The sequence below is a fragment of the Streptomyces nymphaeiformis genome (assembly GCF_014203895.1).
Taxonomy (GTDB): domain Bacteria; phylum Actinomycetota; class Actinomycetes; order Streptomycetales; family Streptomycetaceae; genus Streptomyces; species Streptomyces nymphaeiformis.
Genome location: NZ_JACHJY010000013.1, coordinates 12875 through 26479, shown reverse-complemented (window position 1 = coordinate 26479; position 13605 = coordinate 12875). Strand labels below are relative to the sequence as shown.

At 75.2% G+C, this 13605-nt stretch carries 8 protein-coding genes; all 8 read right to left on the bottom strand.

Features of this window, described 5'->3' with window-relative positions; genetic code table 11:
* The 8 genes from GGE06_RS36245 to GGE06_RS36210 all read right to left on the bottom strand — a co-directional run bounded on the left by GGE06_RS36245 (position 1) and on the right by GGE06_RS36210 (position 13402).
* Positions 1–1293 (bottom strand): MFS transporter, encoded by a 1293-nt coding sequence (locus GGE06_RS36245; protein ID WP_184932780.1) that lies wholly within the window; start codon positions 1291–1293, stop codon positions 1–3.
* Between the two features lie 96 nt (positions 1294–1389).
* Entirely contained in the window at positions 1390–1779 is a 390-nt protein-coding gene (locus GGE06_RS36240; RefSeq protein WP_116163301.1) for a hypothetical protein, read from the bottom strand.
* A complete protein-coding gene (locus GGE06_RS36235; RefSeq protein WP_184932779.1) occupies positions 1776–3074 on the bottom strand; it encodes a glutamate synthase-related protein in 1299 nt (432 codons plus the stop codon). The genes GGE06_RS36240 and GGE06_RS36235 overlap by 4 nt, the downstream gene beginning before the upstream one ends.
* On the bottom strand, positions 3071–4075 hold the full coding sequence (locus tag GGE06_RS36230; RefSeq protein ID WP_184932778.1) for an asparagine synthetase A: 1005 nt from the start codon (positions 4073–4075) through the stop codon (positions 3071–3073). The genes GGE06_RS36235 and GGE06_RS36230 overlap by 4 nt, the downstream gene beginning before the upstream one ends.
* Before the next feature lie 79 nt (positions 4076–4154).
* Positions 4155–5471 carry a methylaspartate mutase gene (locus GGE06_RS36225; RefSeq protein ID WP_184932777.1) on the bottom strand — a complete coding sequence of 439 codons (1317 nt, stop codon included), beginning with the start codon at positions 5469–5471 and terminating at the stop codon, positions 4155–4157.
* Positions 5468–5878, bottom strand: a complete 411-nt coding sequence (locus tag GGE06_RS36220; RefSeq protein WP_116163293.1) for a cobalamin B12-binding domain-containing protein — start codon at positions 5876–5878, stop codon at positions 5468–5470. Before GGE06_RS36220 ends, GGE06_RS36225 begins: the two co-directional genes overlap by 4 nt.
* 154 nt (positions 5879–6032) lie before the next feature.
* Entirely contained in the window at positions 6033–6248 is a 216-nt protein-coding gene (locus tag GGE06_RS36215; protein WP_116163291.1) for an MbtH family protein, read from the bottom strand.
* Entirely contained in the window at positions 6245–13402 is a 7158-nt protein-coding gene (locus tag GGE06_RS36210; protein ID WP_184932776.1) for a non-ribosomal peptide synthetase, read from the bottom strand. Before GGE06_RS36210 ends, GGE06_RS36215 begins: the two co-directional genes overlap by 4 nt.
* Between the last annotated feature and the right edge of the window lie 203 nt (positions 13403–13605).

Genomic DNA, 13605 nt, shown 5'->3' with positions numbered 1-13605 from the left:
TCACACGGAAGTGGCGGTGGGCTCCGGTGCGGTACGGGCCGGGGCGTCGACGCGCGGCGCGGCGGTGGCCGCCCCGCCGTGCAGGGCGACGGACGCGGCGACCGGGGAGAGCAGGGCGAGGCCCGCGCACAGGAGCCAGGTCCCGGTCACGCCGAGGTAGAGCGAGACGGGGGTGAACACGGCGAGGGACAGGGGTGCCGCGCCGATGCCGGAGAGCGCGAAGGTGGACATCGCGGCGCCCATCCGGCCTTCGGGGACGGCCTGCTGGTAGGCGGTGACCAGGGCCGGCCCGTTGAGGCCGGAGAGCAGGCCGACGACGCCGGCCGTGCCGGCGAGGACGACGGCCGAGGGGACGAGGGCCATGGCGGCCATGCCGGCCGCGAGGCCCGCTCCGGTGACCACGAGCTTGGTGTGCGCCGGGATGCGGTGGGCGAGCGCCGCGCCCAGGGCGGCCGACGCGAGCGCGCCGGCGCCGAACACGGACAGGACCATGGCGACGGCGCCGACGCCCCAGCCCTCGTCGGCCGCCCGCAGGGGCAGGGCGACCTCGGCCGGCCAGAGGAAGGCCAGGTCCATGCAGAAGCAGGCGACGAACATCCAGCGCAGGCGCGGGTGCGCGGCGAGGAGGCGGAAGCCGTCGCCGGACCGGCGCAGCAGGGAGGGGCCCTGGGGTGCGCGCTCGGGGCGCGGCATGCCGTGGGTGACGTGGGCGGCGCAGGCCAGCCAGACGGCGCAGCCGACGGCCGCGGCCGTCATGGCCACGGGCAGGCCTCCGACGACGACCAGCCAGGCGCCGAGGGGCGAGCCGGCGATGGGGGCGAGCCGCAGCACCATGGAGAAGAGGGAGTTGGCCCGGCCGAGCTGGTCCTGCGGGGCGAGGCGCGGCAGCAGGACGCCGGAGGCGGGGCCCGTGAGGCCGAGCAGGACGCCGTCGACGAGGGCGACGGCGATCAGCGGCCACAGGCTGTGGGTGGTGGCGGTCACCGCTGTCCCCGCCGCGAGGACGAGGACGCGGACGCTCGTCGCGCGGAGCAGGACGGCGCGGGGGCCGAGCGCGTCGGCGAGCGCGCCGCCGAAGAGGAGCAGCAGGGCGCGCGGGAGGGTGGCGGAGAGGGTCACGTACGTGACGGCCTCACGGCCGCCGAGCTGGACCGCCGTCCAGCTCATGGCGATCAGGAGGGCGAAGCTGCCCGCCTGGACGGCGGCCTGGCCGATGACGAGACTGCTGACGCGACGCCAGTCGACGACGGGGTCCTTGCCCGCCGGTGCGCTGGTCGTGGGGGTCGTTCCCATGGGGTCGGCTTTCTGTGGTCGAGGGGCGGGACGCGGCGGGCGCGCCGTCGCTCGGGCGGGGCGGACGGGGGCGGTGGGACCGGCGGCTGCCGTCCCTCACACGGGTGGGCGGATGTGGACGCGGGTTCCGGTGGCCTCGCCCCGGAGGGTGGCCGCGACGGCCAGGGCCACGGCCCGGTCGGCGGCGCGGCGCACGGCGCGCCGCCGGCGTGTGCCGAAGGCGCTGGGCCGGGAGGTGGCCGGGGCGGCGGTGCGGGGCGTACGCAGTTCGACGCGCCCGCCGAGGTAGCCGCGGCCCGCCTCGGCGAGGGCGCGCTGGGCCGTGTGCCGGGCGGAGGCGGCGAGGCCCGTCCCGCCGTGCGTGACCGCCACGGTGATGCCCGGGGTCTCCCGTACGGAGAAGCAGGCCTGCACGGCGGCCCGGTCCCCGCCACGCCGGCGGTACACGGCTGTCCGGTCCCCGCCACGCCGGCCGTGCGCGGTCACGGCGCCGCTCCCGCCGGGTCGGCGACGCCGAGGAGCGGCGCGTCGGCGCCGTACGAAGGGTGGCCGTCCGGCCACCACAGGTCCTCGGGTCCCAGGGCGGCGACCTCGTACTTGCCCAACGCGCTGATGAGGAGCTGCAGTTCGAGGGCGATGCTGTCGACGAGGTGCTCCAGCCCGTGTTCCGGGTCCTCGTCGACGGCCACGAGGGCCGCCCGGCCGAGGCCGACGGCGGTGGCCCCGAGGGCGAGGGCGCGCACGGCGCGGCCGCCCTCCCACATGCCGCCGGTGGCGAGGAGGCAGCCGTCGGGGCGGCCGATGCGGCGCAGGCATTCGCCGAGGGGCAGGCCGACGTGGTCGAGGAAGACGCCGGGGGCCCAGCCGGTGCCGCCCTCGGCGCCGTCGACGGTGACGGCGTCCGCTCCGGCGGCCCAGGCGGTGCGGGCGGCGTGGGCGACGTCGCGGCCCGGGTGGAACTTCACCCAGGTCCGTGCCTTGGGGAAGTTGTTCCGCATGAAGCGCAGCTGCTGGCGGAGGATCTCGTCGGTGAAGGTGCCGGGGGTGGCGCAGCGCAACTGGCGTTCGCCGTCGGGGTCGAGGACCTCGCGGACGGTGAAGCGGCGGGCGAGCTGCTCGGCCTCGGCGCGGTCGACGACGGTCATGCCGCCGAGGCCGGGCTTGGCGCCCTGACCGGTCTTCAGCTCGAAGGCGAGCCGGCCGGTCTCCAGGAGGGGCCGGAAGGCGGGGTCGCTGTAGAGGAGGTTCCAGACCTCGGAGTCGGCGTCCTCGGTGGACTGCTGGACGACGACGCCGCCGATGCCGTCGGGGGCGGCGTCGAGGTAGGCCTCGACGCGGGCGAGGAGTGCGGAGCGGGTGGCGTCGCCGGCGCGGCGGTAGCCGTGGACGGGGATCATGTTCTCCCCGATGACCATGGGGATCCCGAGGCGGGCGGCCTGCCGGCCGGCGTGGACGGCGAGGTCGCCGCTGCCGGCGCGGGTGGAGCCGAACGCGGACAGGTAGAGGGGCAGCCGGGCGGTGAAGCCGCCGACGCGGGCGCCGAGGTCGACGTCGGTGAACTCGGGTTCCCGGGCGAGGTCGATGAGCTTCTCCAGGCGCTGCGGCATGAAGACGGGCGGGACGATGCGCGCCCGGTCGAGGCCGTCGGCGGCGGTGCCCGCACCCGGTCCGTACAGCCGTGTGCCGTACGTGCGGGAGTCGGGGAAGACCTCGGCGGTGCCGTTGCGGGCCCGGGCGCGGATCTCGCGCTCCGGGAAGCCGGGGGTGCTGAGGGCGGTCACGGGGCCACCACCCCGGGGAGCTTCGGGTAGGCGCTGACCTGCCAGAGGGCGTCGAGGCCGGTGAGGAAGCGGACCAGGCGCTGGAGGCCCATGCCGAACCCGGCGCTGGCCGGCATGCCGTCGCGGGCCTCCTTGAGGTACCAGGCGTACTTGGCGGGGTTCTCGCCGCTCTCCCGCATGCGGGTGACGATGGTGGCGTAGTCGGCCTCGCGCTCGCTGCCGGAGACGAGCTCGCCGTAGCCGTGCGGGGCGATCAGGTCGAAGTTGCGCAGGACGCCGGGGCGTTCGGGGTCCTCCCGGTCGTAGAAGCCGCGGGAGCCCTTGGGGTAGTCGTTGACGAAGAAGGGGCGGTCGCTCTCCAGGGAGAGGAGCCGTTCGCCGGCCCAGTCGATCTCGCCGTCGGGGTTCTGCGGGTGACCGGCGGCGAGCAGGCGGGACACGGCGTCGTCGTGGGTGCAGACGTCGTACTTGCCGGCGCGGATGTCGGCGAAGTCGCCTTCCATCCGGCCGAGTTCGCTCAGGATCTCGGGGACGGCGGTCCACACGTGCTCGGTGACGTGGGTGAGCAGGCCGGCGGCGATCTCCTGGGCGTCCTCGCGGCTCCCGTCGGCGATCTCCACGTCGATCTGGTGGAACTCGACGAGGTGACGGCCGGTGGTGGCGGTCTCCTCGGGTTCGACGCGCACGTTGGGGGCGACGTAGAAGAGCCGGGGGAAGCCGCGCAGGGACGCCTGCTTGTAGAGGATGGCGCTGGTCATCAGCTTGTACGGGTGGCCGTAGTAGTCGACGTCGAGGGCCTTGGCGCCGCGGCCGCCGGGGTCGGTGACGGGCCCGACGAGCGGGGGCAGCAGCTCGGTGAAGCCCTCGCCGCGCAGGAACGCGCGGGCGGCGTGGAGGGCTTCCTGCTGGACGAGCATGGCGGCGCGCAACCGGGGCGAGCGGAGGTGTTCGCCCAGCGGGGGCGGGGTGGCCGGTGCGCCGGCGGGAAGGGGCTGCTCCATGGCGGGGGCTCCTTTTCTGGATCGTCGGGCGGCTGAGTACGGGGATGTGGACGAGGCCGCTTGCGGGGCCGTGTACGGGTCAGACCGCGAGCGCGGCGGCCTGGGGGCGGTCGTGGTCGTCGCCGCCGTCGCGGTGCCGGGGGCTGTCGTAGCGGTCGGCGACGTGGTGGAGGGCGGTGAGCAGGCCGGCCGAGGTGAGCGGGGCCGCGTCGGCCGCCGCGTCCGGGCGGATCGGCATGGCGCCGGTGCGGGCCCAGCGGAGCCGGCCCCCGGGGTCGACGAACCCCAGGGAGCGGCCGGCGTTGTCGGGGTGGAGGCAGAAGGGCACGTCGAGCAGCCCGCGTTCGAAGGCGGCCGGCAGGGCCCTCGCCAGGTCGGGGTGGAGGCCGAGGACCGTCTCGATCAGGGTGCGGGCCTCCTCGTACACCTCGCCGTCCCCTCCGGTCGTGGGGCCGGGAGCGGGGGGTCCGGCGAGCGCGGCGGCCGCGGCGGCGGTCTCCAGGGCGCGGACGTTCTCCTCGACGGTCGGGATGCGGTGGGCCTCGGCGGTGGTCTTGACGATGAGGCGGCCGGCGCCGGAGCGGACGGCGAGCCGGGCGGAGGCCTCCAGGAGGCGGGTGGCGCCCTGTTCGGTGCGGGGGTAGACGCCCATGTACGTGTAGAGGACGACGTGGTGGTCGACGTCGGCGGGCAGGAACTCGGCGGCGAGCCGGTGCAGGGCGCGCAGGGCCTCCTCGTCCTGTGCCGGGTCGGTCTGCTGGGCGTAGCTGAGCGAGACGCTGCGCAGGCCGAACCGGGCGAAGAACAGGCACTCCAGGACGCTCGTCGCCACCAGCAGGCCGGGCGGGCACAGCTGGCCGAGCAGGCAGCCGCCGAAGCTCTCCAGGTGGGGCACGGCGCCGGGGCGGGCGCCGGTGGAGAGCAGTTCGCAGGCACGGGCCCAGGCGGTGACGGACTCCCGCAGGGGGGTACGGCCGTAGGGCAGGCAGTACGAGACGGGGCCGCCCTCGGTGGCGTCGAGGCCGGCCGCGGTGAGGGCCCGGACGATGGCCAGGGGGCGGGCGGAGCCGTGCCGGACCTGTACGGGGAAGTCGGCGTCGCACAGACCGTCGAGGACGGTGCGGGTGGTGGCCGGGGAGTGCGCGGCGATCGGGTAGCCGTTGAGGCGGGCCCCGTCGGCGACGGCGGCGCGGGCGGCGGCGAGGTCGCCGACGCGGGTGTAGCTGTCGACGGTCAGGGTGCCCGCGGTGTGGGCGGTGGCGGCCCTGGTCCGGGCGAGTCCGGCGCGCATGCGGGCGGGGTCGCCGAAGCCCATGCGCGGCTGGACGACGAGCCGTCCGGCGGCCGCGGAGGCGGCGACGAAGCGGCCGAAGTCGGCGGCGGGAGCGGCGGTCAAGCCGGCACCTCCCTGCGGGCGCGCGCGGCGAGGAACTCGCGCAGGGCGTCCAGGTCCTCGCCGAGGACGGCGTCGCAGCCGGCCTCGGTGAGCCGTGCCACGTCCGCCTCCTGGCGGAGCCCGGCGACGCCGAGCTTGCCCCCGAGGACCACGGGGAGGGCGGCCAGGGCGGGTTCGGCGCGCAGCCGGCGGACGGCGGCGAGTCCGTCGCGGTAGCCGTGCCCGTTGACACTGCTGAGCACCACCGCGTCGGGCGCGTGCCGCAGACAGCCGGCGACCAGCAGCTCGGCGGGGGCGCAGGGCCCGAGCCCGACGACCTCGTGGCCCTGTTCCTCGAGGAAGAGACGGAGGTACACGAGATTCCATGTATGGGAATCCGATGCGGTTCCGCTCAGGAGTATCTTCATGTGTCGAGGATAGATTTCCGGGGATTCCGGAAGCGGAAGTACGACCGGCAGCAAGGACCGGCACTTTCGCCGACGAATTCCCGCTTCCGATGGAACGGAAAAAGCGCCGTGCCCCGCAAGGAATGCGGGGCACGGCGCCGGCGACCGGTGAAGGTCAGGCGTACTGGGCGACGAGGCTGCGCGGGCGGATGTCGGTCCAGTGGGTGGTGATGTACTCCAGGGCTCCGTCCCGGTCACCGGCACCCCAGACGCTGGTCCAGCCCGCCGGGACGTCCGCGAAGGCAGGCCACAGGGAGTGCTGGCCCTCGTCGTTCACGACGACGTGGAACGAACCCTCGGCGTTGTCGAACGGGTTGACGGACTCGCTCATGACTGGCTCCTCGTTTCTTCCTTCTGAAGCGCGGAGAGTTTCTCCGCGACTATTCTTCCGATCGTTTCAAGAGGTTCCGGTTCAGCCATCTGGAGATGGCCGCATTCGACCGTGTGATTGTCGATGACGCCCTCGGTGAAGGGAATCCAGGTGGCGGCGAGAGCGCCTTCCCTCTCCCCCGGCCGGCGGGCGGTGAAGAACACGGCGTCGGTGTCGGCGACGCCCGGCACGTGCTGCGCCATGAGGGCGGCGTGGGTCTCGGAGGCGTGGAGCACCGCGCGGAGCTCCGCGTCGGAGAACCCGGCGAGGACGGGGTCCTCTCGGCGGATCTCCTTCAGCGCTTCGGCGAGGTCCCGCGCCTTCGCGGCCCTCTCCTCGGGCGGGAGCACGGAGACGCTGCCGGGCCCGGTCTGGTGGACGTCCATCAGGGCGAGCAGTTCGACCCGCTCGCCGGCCTCGCGGAGCCGTACGGCCATGGCGTGGGCGACGAGCCCGCCGTACGACCAGCCGAGCAGCCGGTACGGCCCCCAGGGCTGGACCTGCCTGATCTGCTCCAGGTAGTCGTCGGCCATCGCCTCGACGCTGCGCGGCCGGTGGCCGGGCTCGCTCAGCGCGCGGGCCTGGAGCGCGTACAGCGGCTGGTCGTCGCCGAGATGGCGGGCGAGCCCGGCGTACGCCCAGCCGACGCCGGTGCCGGGGTGGACGCAGAACAGCGGGCGGCGGGTGCCGCGGGTGCTGAGCGGGAGCAGGACGCCCAGGGCGGCGGCCGTGCCGTCGCCGTCGTCCTCGGGCAGGCCGAGGAGTCCGGCGGGGGTGGGCAGGCGGAACAGGTCGCGGACGGTGCGCTCGATGCCGAGGACGCCCCGGATCCGGTTGACCAGGCGGACGCCGAGCAGCGAATGGCCGCCCAGGGCGAAGAAGTTGTCGTCGATGCCGACCTCGGGCACGTCGAGGATCTCGGCGAACAGCCCGCACAGCACCTCCTCGCGGGCGCTGCGGGGCTTTCTGCCCCCCTCGGCGGCGACGGGCCGGTGCGGGGCGGGGAGCGCGGCGCGGTCGGGTTTGCCGTTGACGGTCAGCGGCAGGGCGTCGAGGACGACGACGGCGGACGGCACGAGGTGCTCGGGGAGCGTGGCGCGCGCCGCGTCGAGCAGCTCGGCCCCCGTCACCGACGGGCCCGAGGTCACCGAGGCGTCCGCGCGGGGCACGACGTATCCGACGAGGCTCTTCTCGCCGGGCCGGTCCTCGCGGACCACGACGAGCGCCTGGCCGACCGAGGGGTGGGCGGCGAGGGCCCGCTCGACCTCCCCCGGTTCGATCCGTACGCCGCGCAGCTTGATCTGGCCGTCCGCCCGTCCGAGGAACCGGAGTTCACCGGCCGCGGTCCACATCACGCGGTCGCCCGTGCGGTACATGCGGCTGCCGTCCCCCTCGAAGGGGTCGGGCACGAACCGCTCGGCGGTGAGACCGGCCCGGCCGACGTATCCGCGGGCCACGTGCGCGCCGGCGACGTACAGCTCGCCGGGGACGCCCGGCGGGACGGGGCGCAGGGCGTCGTCGAGGACGTGGCTGCGGGTGTTGTCCATGGGCCGTCCGAGGTGGAGTCCGGCGCCCCGCAGGGCGCGTTCGCCGGTGCCGAACCACTGGTTGTGGGAGGCGAAGGTGGTCTCGGTGGGGCCGTAGGAGTGGACCAGGACGGTGTCCGGGCAGTGGGTGAGGACCCGTTGGACGGAGGCGGGGCCCGCGACGTCGCCACCGGTCCACACCTCGCGGAGCCGCCGGAGGGTGTCGAGGCCCTCGTCGGCCATGACGTGGAAGAGGCCGACGGTGAAGTAGGCGGTGGTGACGGCGTGTTCGCGTACGGCGCGGGCGGTCTCGGCCAGGTCCGTGCCGTCGCCGTGCATGAGGACGAGGCTGCCGCCGTTGAGGAGCGGCACCCAGATCTCGAAGACGGAGGCGTCGAAGCCGGTCGCCGAGTGGACCAGCATGCGGGGCGCCCCGCCGGCGCGGACGTCGCGGTCGCGGGCGAGCTCGACGACGTTGCGGTGGGTGACGCCGACGCCCTTCGGCCGGCCGGTCGACCCGGACGTGAACATCACGTACATCAGGTCGTCCCCGGTGGCGCGGGACTCCTCGCCGGCTGCCACGCTCGCGTCGACCTCACCGACTTCACCGACTTCGTCGACGAGCAGTACGGCCGGGGCGGCGACAGCGGTGACGTGGTCCCGGTCGGTCGCCGTCAGACGCACTCCCGCGTCCTCCAGCATCAGCCGGAGCCTGGCTTCCGGCAGCCGCGGGTCCAGGGGGAGGTAGGCGGCGCCGCACTTCAGAACGGCGAGGGCCGTCACGACGAGGGACACACCGCGCTCGAGAAGGACACCGACGGTGTCGCCCCTGCCCACACCGGCGGTGCGGAGGCGGGCGGCCAGCGCGCCGGCACGGGCGTCGAGCACCCCGTAACCGAGGGTCTCCTCATCGGTGACGAGCGCGGGCGCGTCGGGGGTGCGCACGGCACGGCGGGCGATCAGCTCGTGGATCGTCTCCGGGCCTCCGGGGAGCACGGTGGCGGTGTCGTTGTACTCGCTGACCAGCCGGAACCGGTCGGCGGCGGTGAACAGTCCGACGTCCCCGATCCGTACGCCGGGGTCGGCCGCCGCGGCGAGCAGGGTCTGTTCCAGATGGGCGGCGAGCAGCGCGGCGGTGGGGGCGTCGAACAGGTCCGTCGCGTACTCCAGGCCGCCGGTCATCCCGGCGGGCCGTCCTTCCTCGTCCCGCAGCTCGTCGAGGGCGAAGGTCAGGTCGAACTTGGTGGAGACGGTGTCGAGGAGCGCCGGCCCGCCCGCCTGGAAGAGGTCCTTCGCGGCGGCCGCGCCGGGGGCGTCGCGGGTGTAGTCGTGGTGGAGCTGGACGACGATCTGGGCCAGCGGGTGGTGGGCGGTGGTGCGGAGCGGGTTGAGGTGTTCGACGACCCGGTCGAAGGGGAGCTCCTGGTGGCCGTACGCGGCGAGGTCGGTCTGGCGTACGCGGTCGAGGAGTTCGGCGAAGGTGGGGTCGCCGGAGGTGTCGGTGCGCAGCACCAGGGTGTTGACGAAGAAGCCGACCAGGTCGCCGAGCGACTCGTCGTCGCGTCCGGCGGTCATGGTGGCGAGGGGGAGATCGGTGCCCGCGCCGTGCCGGGTGAGGAGGGCGGCGAGGGCGGCCTGGAGGACCATGAACAGGGTGGCGCCGCTGCGCCGGGCGATGGCTTCGAGGGCCTGGTGGGTGGCGGCGTCGACGGTGACGGGGGCGCGTCCACCGCGGTGGGTGGCCTCGGCGGGGCGGGGGCGGGCGGAGGGGAGTTCGAGGACGGCGGGCGCGCCGGCGAGGGTCCGCTCCCAGAAGTCGAGGTGGGCGGCGGCGGCCGGGCCGTCGATGAGGTCGCGCTGCCAGAGGGTGTAGTCGGCGTACTGGACGGGCAGCGGCCGCCAGGTGGGGTCGCGGTCCTCGGCGCGGGCGCGGTAGGCGGCGGTGAAGTCGGCGAGGAGGGGGCCGGTGGACCAGCCGTCGGCGGCGATGTGGTGGACGAGCAGGACGAGGACCTGTCCGCCGCCGTCGTCGGGGGTGACGAGGGTGGCCCGCAGGGGGGTCTCCCCGGCGAGGTCGAAGACGTGTCCGGCGGCTTCGGCGACGGCGTCCTGGAGCCGGTCGGCGGGGACGGACCGTACGTCGAGGGCGGGCCGGACGGCGGGCAGGACCTCCTGGTGGGGTTCGCCGTCGACGGTCCGGTAGCGGGTGCGGAGGACCTCGTGCCGGTCGGAGAGGTCGGTGAGGGCCTCCGCGACCGCGTGGGGGTCGAGGGGTTCCACCGGCCGGAGGACGAGGGGGATGTTGTAGGAGGCGCTGGGGCCTTCGAGGGTGTCGATGAACCACAGCCTGCGCTGGGCGTACGACAGGGGGATGCGTTCCGGGCGGTCCGTGCGCGGCACGGGGCGGGGGCGCGTGGGCTCGGTCGCGCCGTCGGCGCCCGGGGTGGTGGAGCGGTCGGCGATGCGGCGGGCGAGGGCGTCGGGGGTGGGCGCGAGGAGCAGGTCGCGGACCTGTACGTCGGCGCCGAGGCGGGCGCGGATCCGGTTGGCGAGGCGTACCCCGCTCATGGAGTGGCCGCCGATGGTGAAGAAGCCCTCGTGGGGGCCGACCTGGTCGAGGCCGAGCACCTCGGCGAAGAGTGCGCGGAGGGTGTCGGTGTGGGCGGCGGGCGGTTCCGTGGTGGTGGGCGCGGTCGCCTCCGCGGCGGTTGCGGCGGTCTCGGCGGTGCGGGCACGCCGCTCGTCCAGGGCGTGCCGGGCCGCGGGGTCGACGAGGCCGGTGTCGGGGACGCGGTCCCCGGGGTGTGCGGCGGCGGCGCGCAGCGCGCGCTCCAGGGCGGCGAGCAGGATGCGGACGGTGTCCTCGTCGAGCACGTCCTGCGCGTACTCGAGACCGAACCGCAGTCCGGCGGGGGCGCCCTCTCCGTCGCGGAGTTCCTCGAAGGCGGCGGTGAGGTCGAACTTGGTGGTGGCGGCGGTCTCGCCGGCGAAGCGGCCCTCGAGGGCGCCGAGGCGGAAGGGGCCGCCGTCGGGGCCGGTGGTCCGCAGGGTGAGCATCACCTGGAAGAGCGGGTGGACGCCGGGCGTGCGGGGCGGGTTGAGGTGCTCGACGAGGAGGTCGAAGGGCAGCCGCTGGTGGGCGAAGGCGGCGAGGTCGGTGTCGCGGACCCGGTGCAGGAGCTCGGTGAAGGCGGGGTCGCCGGAGGTGTCGGTGGGCAGCACCAGGGTGTTGACGAAGAAGCCGACCAGTTCGTCGAGGGCCTCGTCGTCGCGTCCGGCGACGGGGGTGCCGAGGACGGTGCGCTCTCCGGCGCCGGCAGCGCGCAGGGCGAGCCCGAGCGCGGACTGCAGCACCATGAGGAGGCTGGCGTCGTGCTGTTCGGCGAGGCGGACGAGGCGCGCGTGGACGGCCGGTTCGACCTCGGCGGTGACCAGGCCGCCGTCGTGGGCGCGGACGGCGGGCCGGGGCCGGTCGAGGGGCAGGTCGGTCGCGGCGGGCAGGCCGTCGAGGGCGGCACTCCAGTGGGCGAGGCCCCGGGCGGTGACGGAGTCGGGGTCGTCGGCGCCGCCGAGGAGGTCGTTCTGCCAGAGCGTGTAGTCGGCGTACTGGACGGGCAGCGGCTCCCGGTCGGGGGCCCGGCCCTCGGCGCGGGCGGCGTAGGCGTGGGCGAGGTCGGTCATCAGCGGGTTGAGCGACCAGCCGTCCCCGGCGACGTGGTGGAGCAGTACGGCGAGGGTGGCACCGGAACCGTCGTCCGACAGGAACAGGGCGACGCGCAGCGGGAGTTCGCGGGACAGGTCGAAGGTCTCGGCGGTGAAGCGGGCGACCCGCTCGGCGCGTTCCTCCGCCGGGCACTCGACGGTGCGCAGCCGGACGGCGGTGGGGGCGAGGACGTGTTGGTACGGCTCGTCCTCGGGCGCGAGGAAGACGGTGCGCAGCACCTCGTGCCGTTCGGCGACGTCGGTCACCGCGGCGGCGAGCGCGGCCCGGTCGGGGGCGGCCTCCAGGTCGAGGACGATCGGCATGTTGTAGGCGGCGGACGGTCCGTCGAGCTGGCCGACCAGCCACAGCCGGCGCTGGGCGTGGGAGAGCGGGACGCGGTCCTCGGCGGGGAGGGGTTCCTCGTCGACGACGGGCAGGCGCGGGTCGGCGGTGCGCAGCGCCTTGCGGTTGATCTTGCCGGAGCTGGTGCGGGGCAGGGCGACGACGAGGGAGACGGCGGGCACGGCGGCGGCGGGCATGCACGCGCGTACCCAGTCGCGCAGCTCCTCCGCGCCCGTGCCGCCCTCTGTCACGACGAAGGCGACGAGGCGCTTGACGCCGTCGGCGTCCTGCTGGGCGACGACGGCGGCCTCCCGCACCTGCGGGTGCCCGGCGAGGACGGAGTCGACGGCGGCGGGGTCGATGCGCTGGCCGCCGATCTTCACCTCGTCGTCGAGGCGCCCGTGGTAGAGGATCTGCCGGTCCTCGGAGAGGGTGACGAGGTCGCCGGTGCGGTAGGCGCGCTCGCCGTCGAGTGCGGTGAAGCGGCGGGCGTTGAGTTCGGGCCGATGGAGGTAGCCGCGGGTCAGGCCGCCGCCGAGCAGCCACAGTTCGCCGTCGACGACGGCGGCGCGGACGCCGGGCAGCGGCCGGCCGATGGGGATGGGCCCGGCGTCGTGCCGGCTGAGGTCGGCGACGGTGGCCACGACGGTGGTCTCGGTCGGCCCGTAGCCGTTGAGGAGACGGATCCGGTCCCCTACGAGGGATCGCCACTGGGCGACGCGCTCGGGCAGGGCGGCCTCGCCGTAGATCATGACGGTGCGCAGGCCGTCGGGGAGGCGGGCGGAGCCGGTGGTGAGGACGTAGACGAGCTCGTGCCAGTAGGCGGCGGGCAGGTCGAGGTAGGTGACGCCGTGCCGGGCGCAGCCCGCGAGGAGTTCGCCGACGTCGAGCATGTCGTCGGTACGCAGGACGAGGGTGCCGCCGGCACCGAGGGTCGTGAAGATCTCCTGGATGCTGGCGTCGAAGTGCAGCGGGCTGAACTGGAGGACGGCGTCGTCGGCGCCGATGCCGTACGCGGGGGTCGCCCCGGCGATGAAGTGGGCGAGCGAGTCATGGGCGACGACCACACCGTTGGGGGTGCCGGTGGATCCGGAGGTGTAGATGACGTAGGCCGCGTCCTCGCCGGCGCCGGGGCCGCAGAGGACGAGTTCGCCGTGGCGGGCGACGTCCGCGGGGGCCGGCGCCAGGTCGCCGCAGGCGTCCTTGAGGATCGCCTCGTTGCGGGCGTCGGGGGCCTGGACGTCGAGGGGCAGATAGGCGGCGCCGGTGGTGAGGACGGCGAGGAGCCCGACGATCGCGTCGATGCCGCGGGGCCGGTGGAGCGCGACGAGCCGCCCGGGGCCCGCGCCCTGCGCGGTGAGCTCCCGGGCCCGGTCCGCCACGGCGGCGGCGAGCTCGCCGTAGGTCAGGCGGGCGTCGGCGTGGACCAGGGCGGTGGCGTCGGGGCGGGTACGGGTCTGGTGGGCGATCAGGTCGAGCACGGGCGGGGCGGGGGCGGGAGAGGGTCCGCCGTCGAGCAGGTCTTCCGTTCTGCTGGGGGGCATGCTGAGTTCCTCCGGTAAAGGGCCGAGAGACCGGGGCGAACGGTTCCTCTCGCCTCCGTGCCCTTCACGCTAGGCGCGCGGCGGGCTCCCCCTGGGCAGTCGGCCCGGCAGCCGGATCGGCAGAAGCCCGGTGCCGGGAGCTGCCGGTGGCGGGCCGGTTCTTCCTCCCGGGGGGGGGTGGCTGAGACCTGCCCCGCGGTGTC

Bases quoted from the DNA above. Each gene is read 5' to 3' on its own strand.
- GGE06_RS36245 (WP_184932780.1), bottom strand. From the start codon at position 1,293: ATGGGAACGACCCCCACGACCAGCGCACCGGCGGGCAAGGACCCCGTC.
- GGE06_RS36230 (WP_184932778.1), bottom strand. From the start codon at position 4,075: ATGGAGCAGCCCCTTCCCGCCGGCGCACCGGCCACCCCGCCCCCGCTG.
- GGE06_RS36220 (WP_116163293.1), bottom strand. From the start codon at position 5,878: ATGAAGATACTCCTGAGCGGAACCGCATCGGATTCCCATACATGGAAT.
- GGE06_RS36215 (WP_116163291.1), bottom strand. From the start codon at position 6,248: ATGAGCGAGTCCGTCAACCCGTTCGACAACGCCGAGGGTTCGTTCCAC.
- GGE06_RS36210 (WP_184932776.1), bottom strand. From the start codon at position 13,402: ATGCCCCCCAGCAGAACGGAAGACCTGCTCGACGGCGGACCCTCTCCC.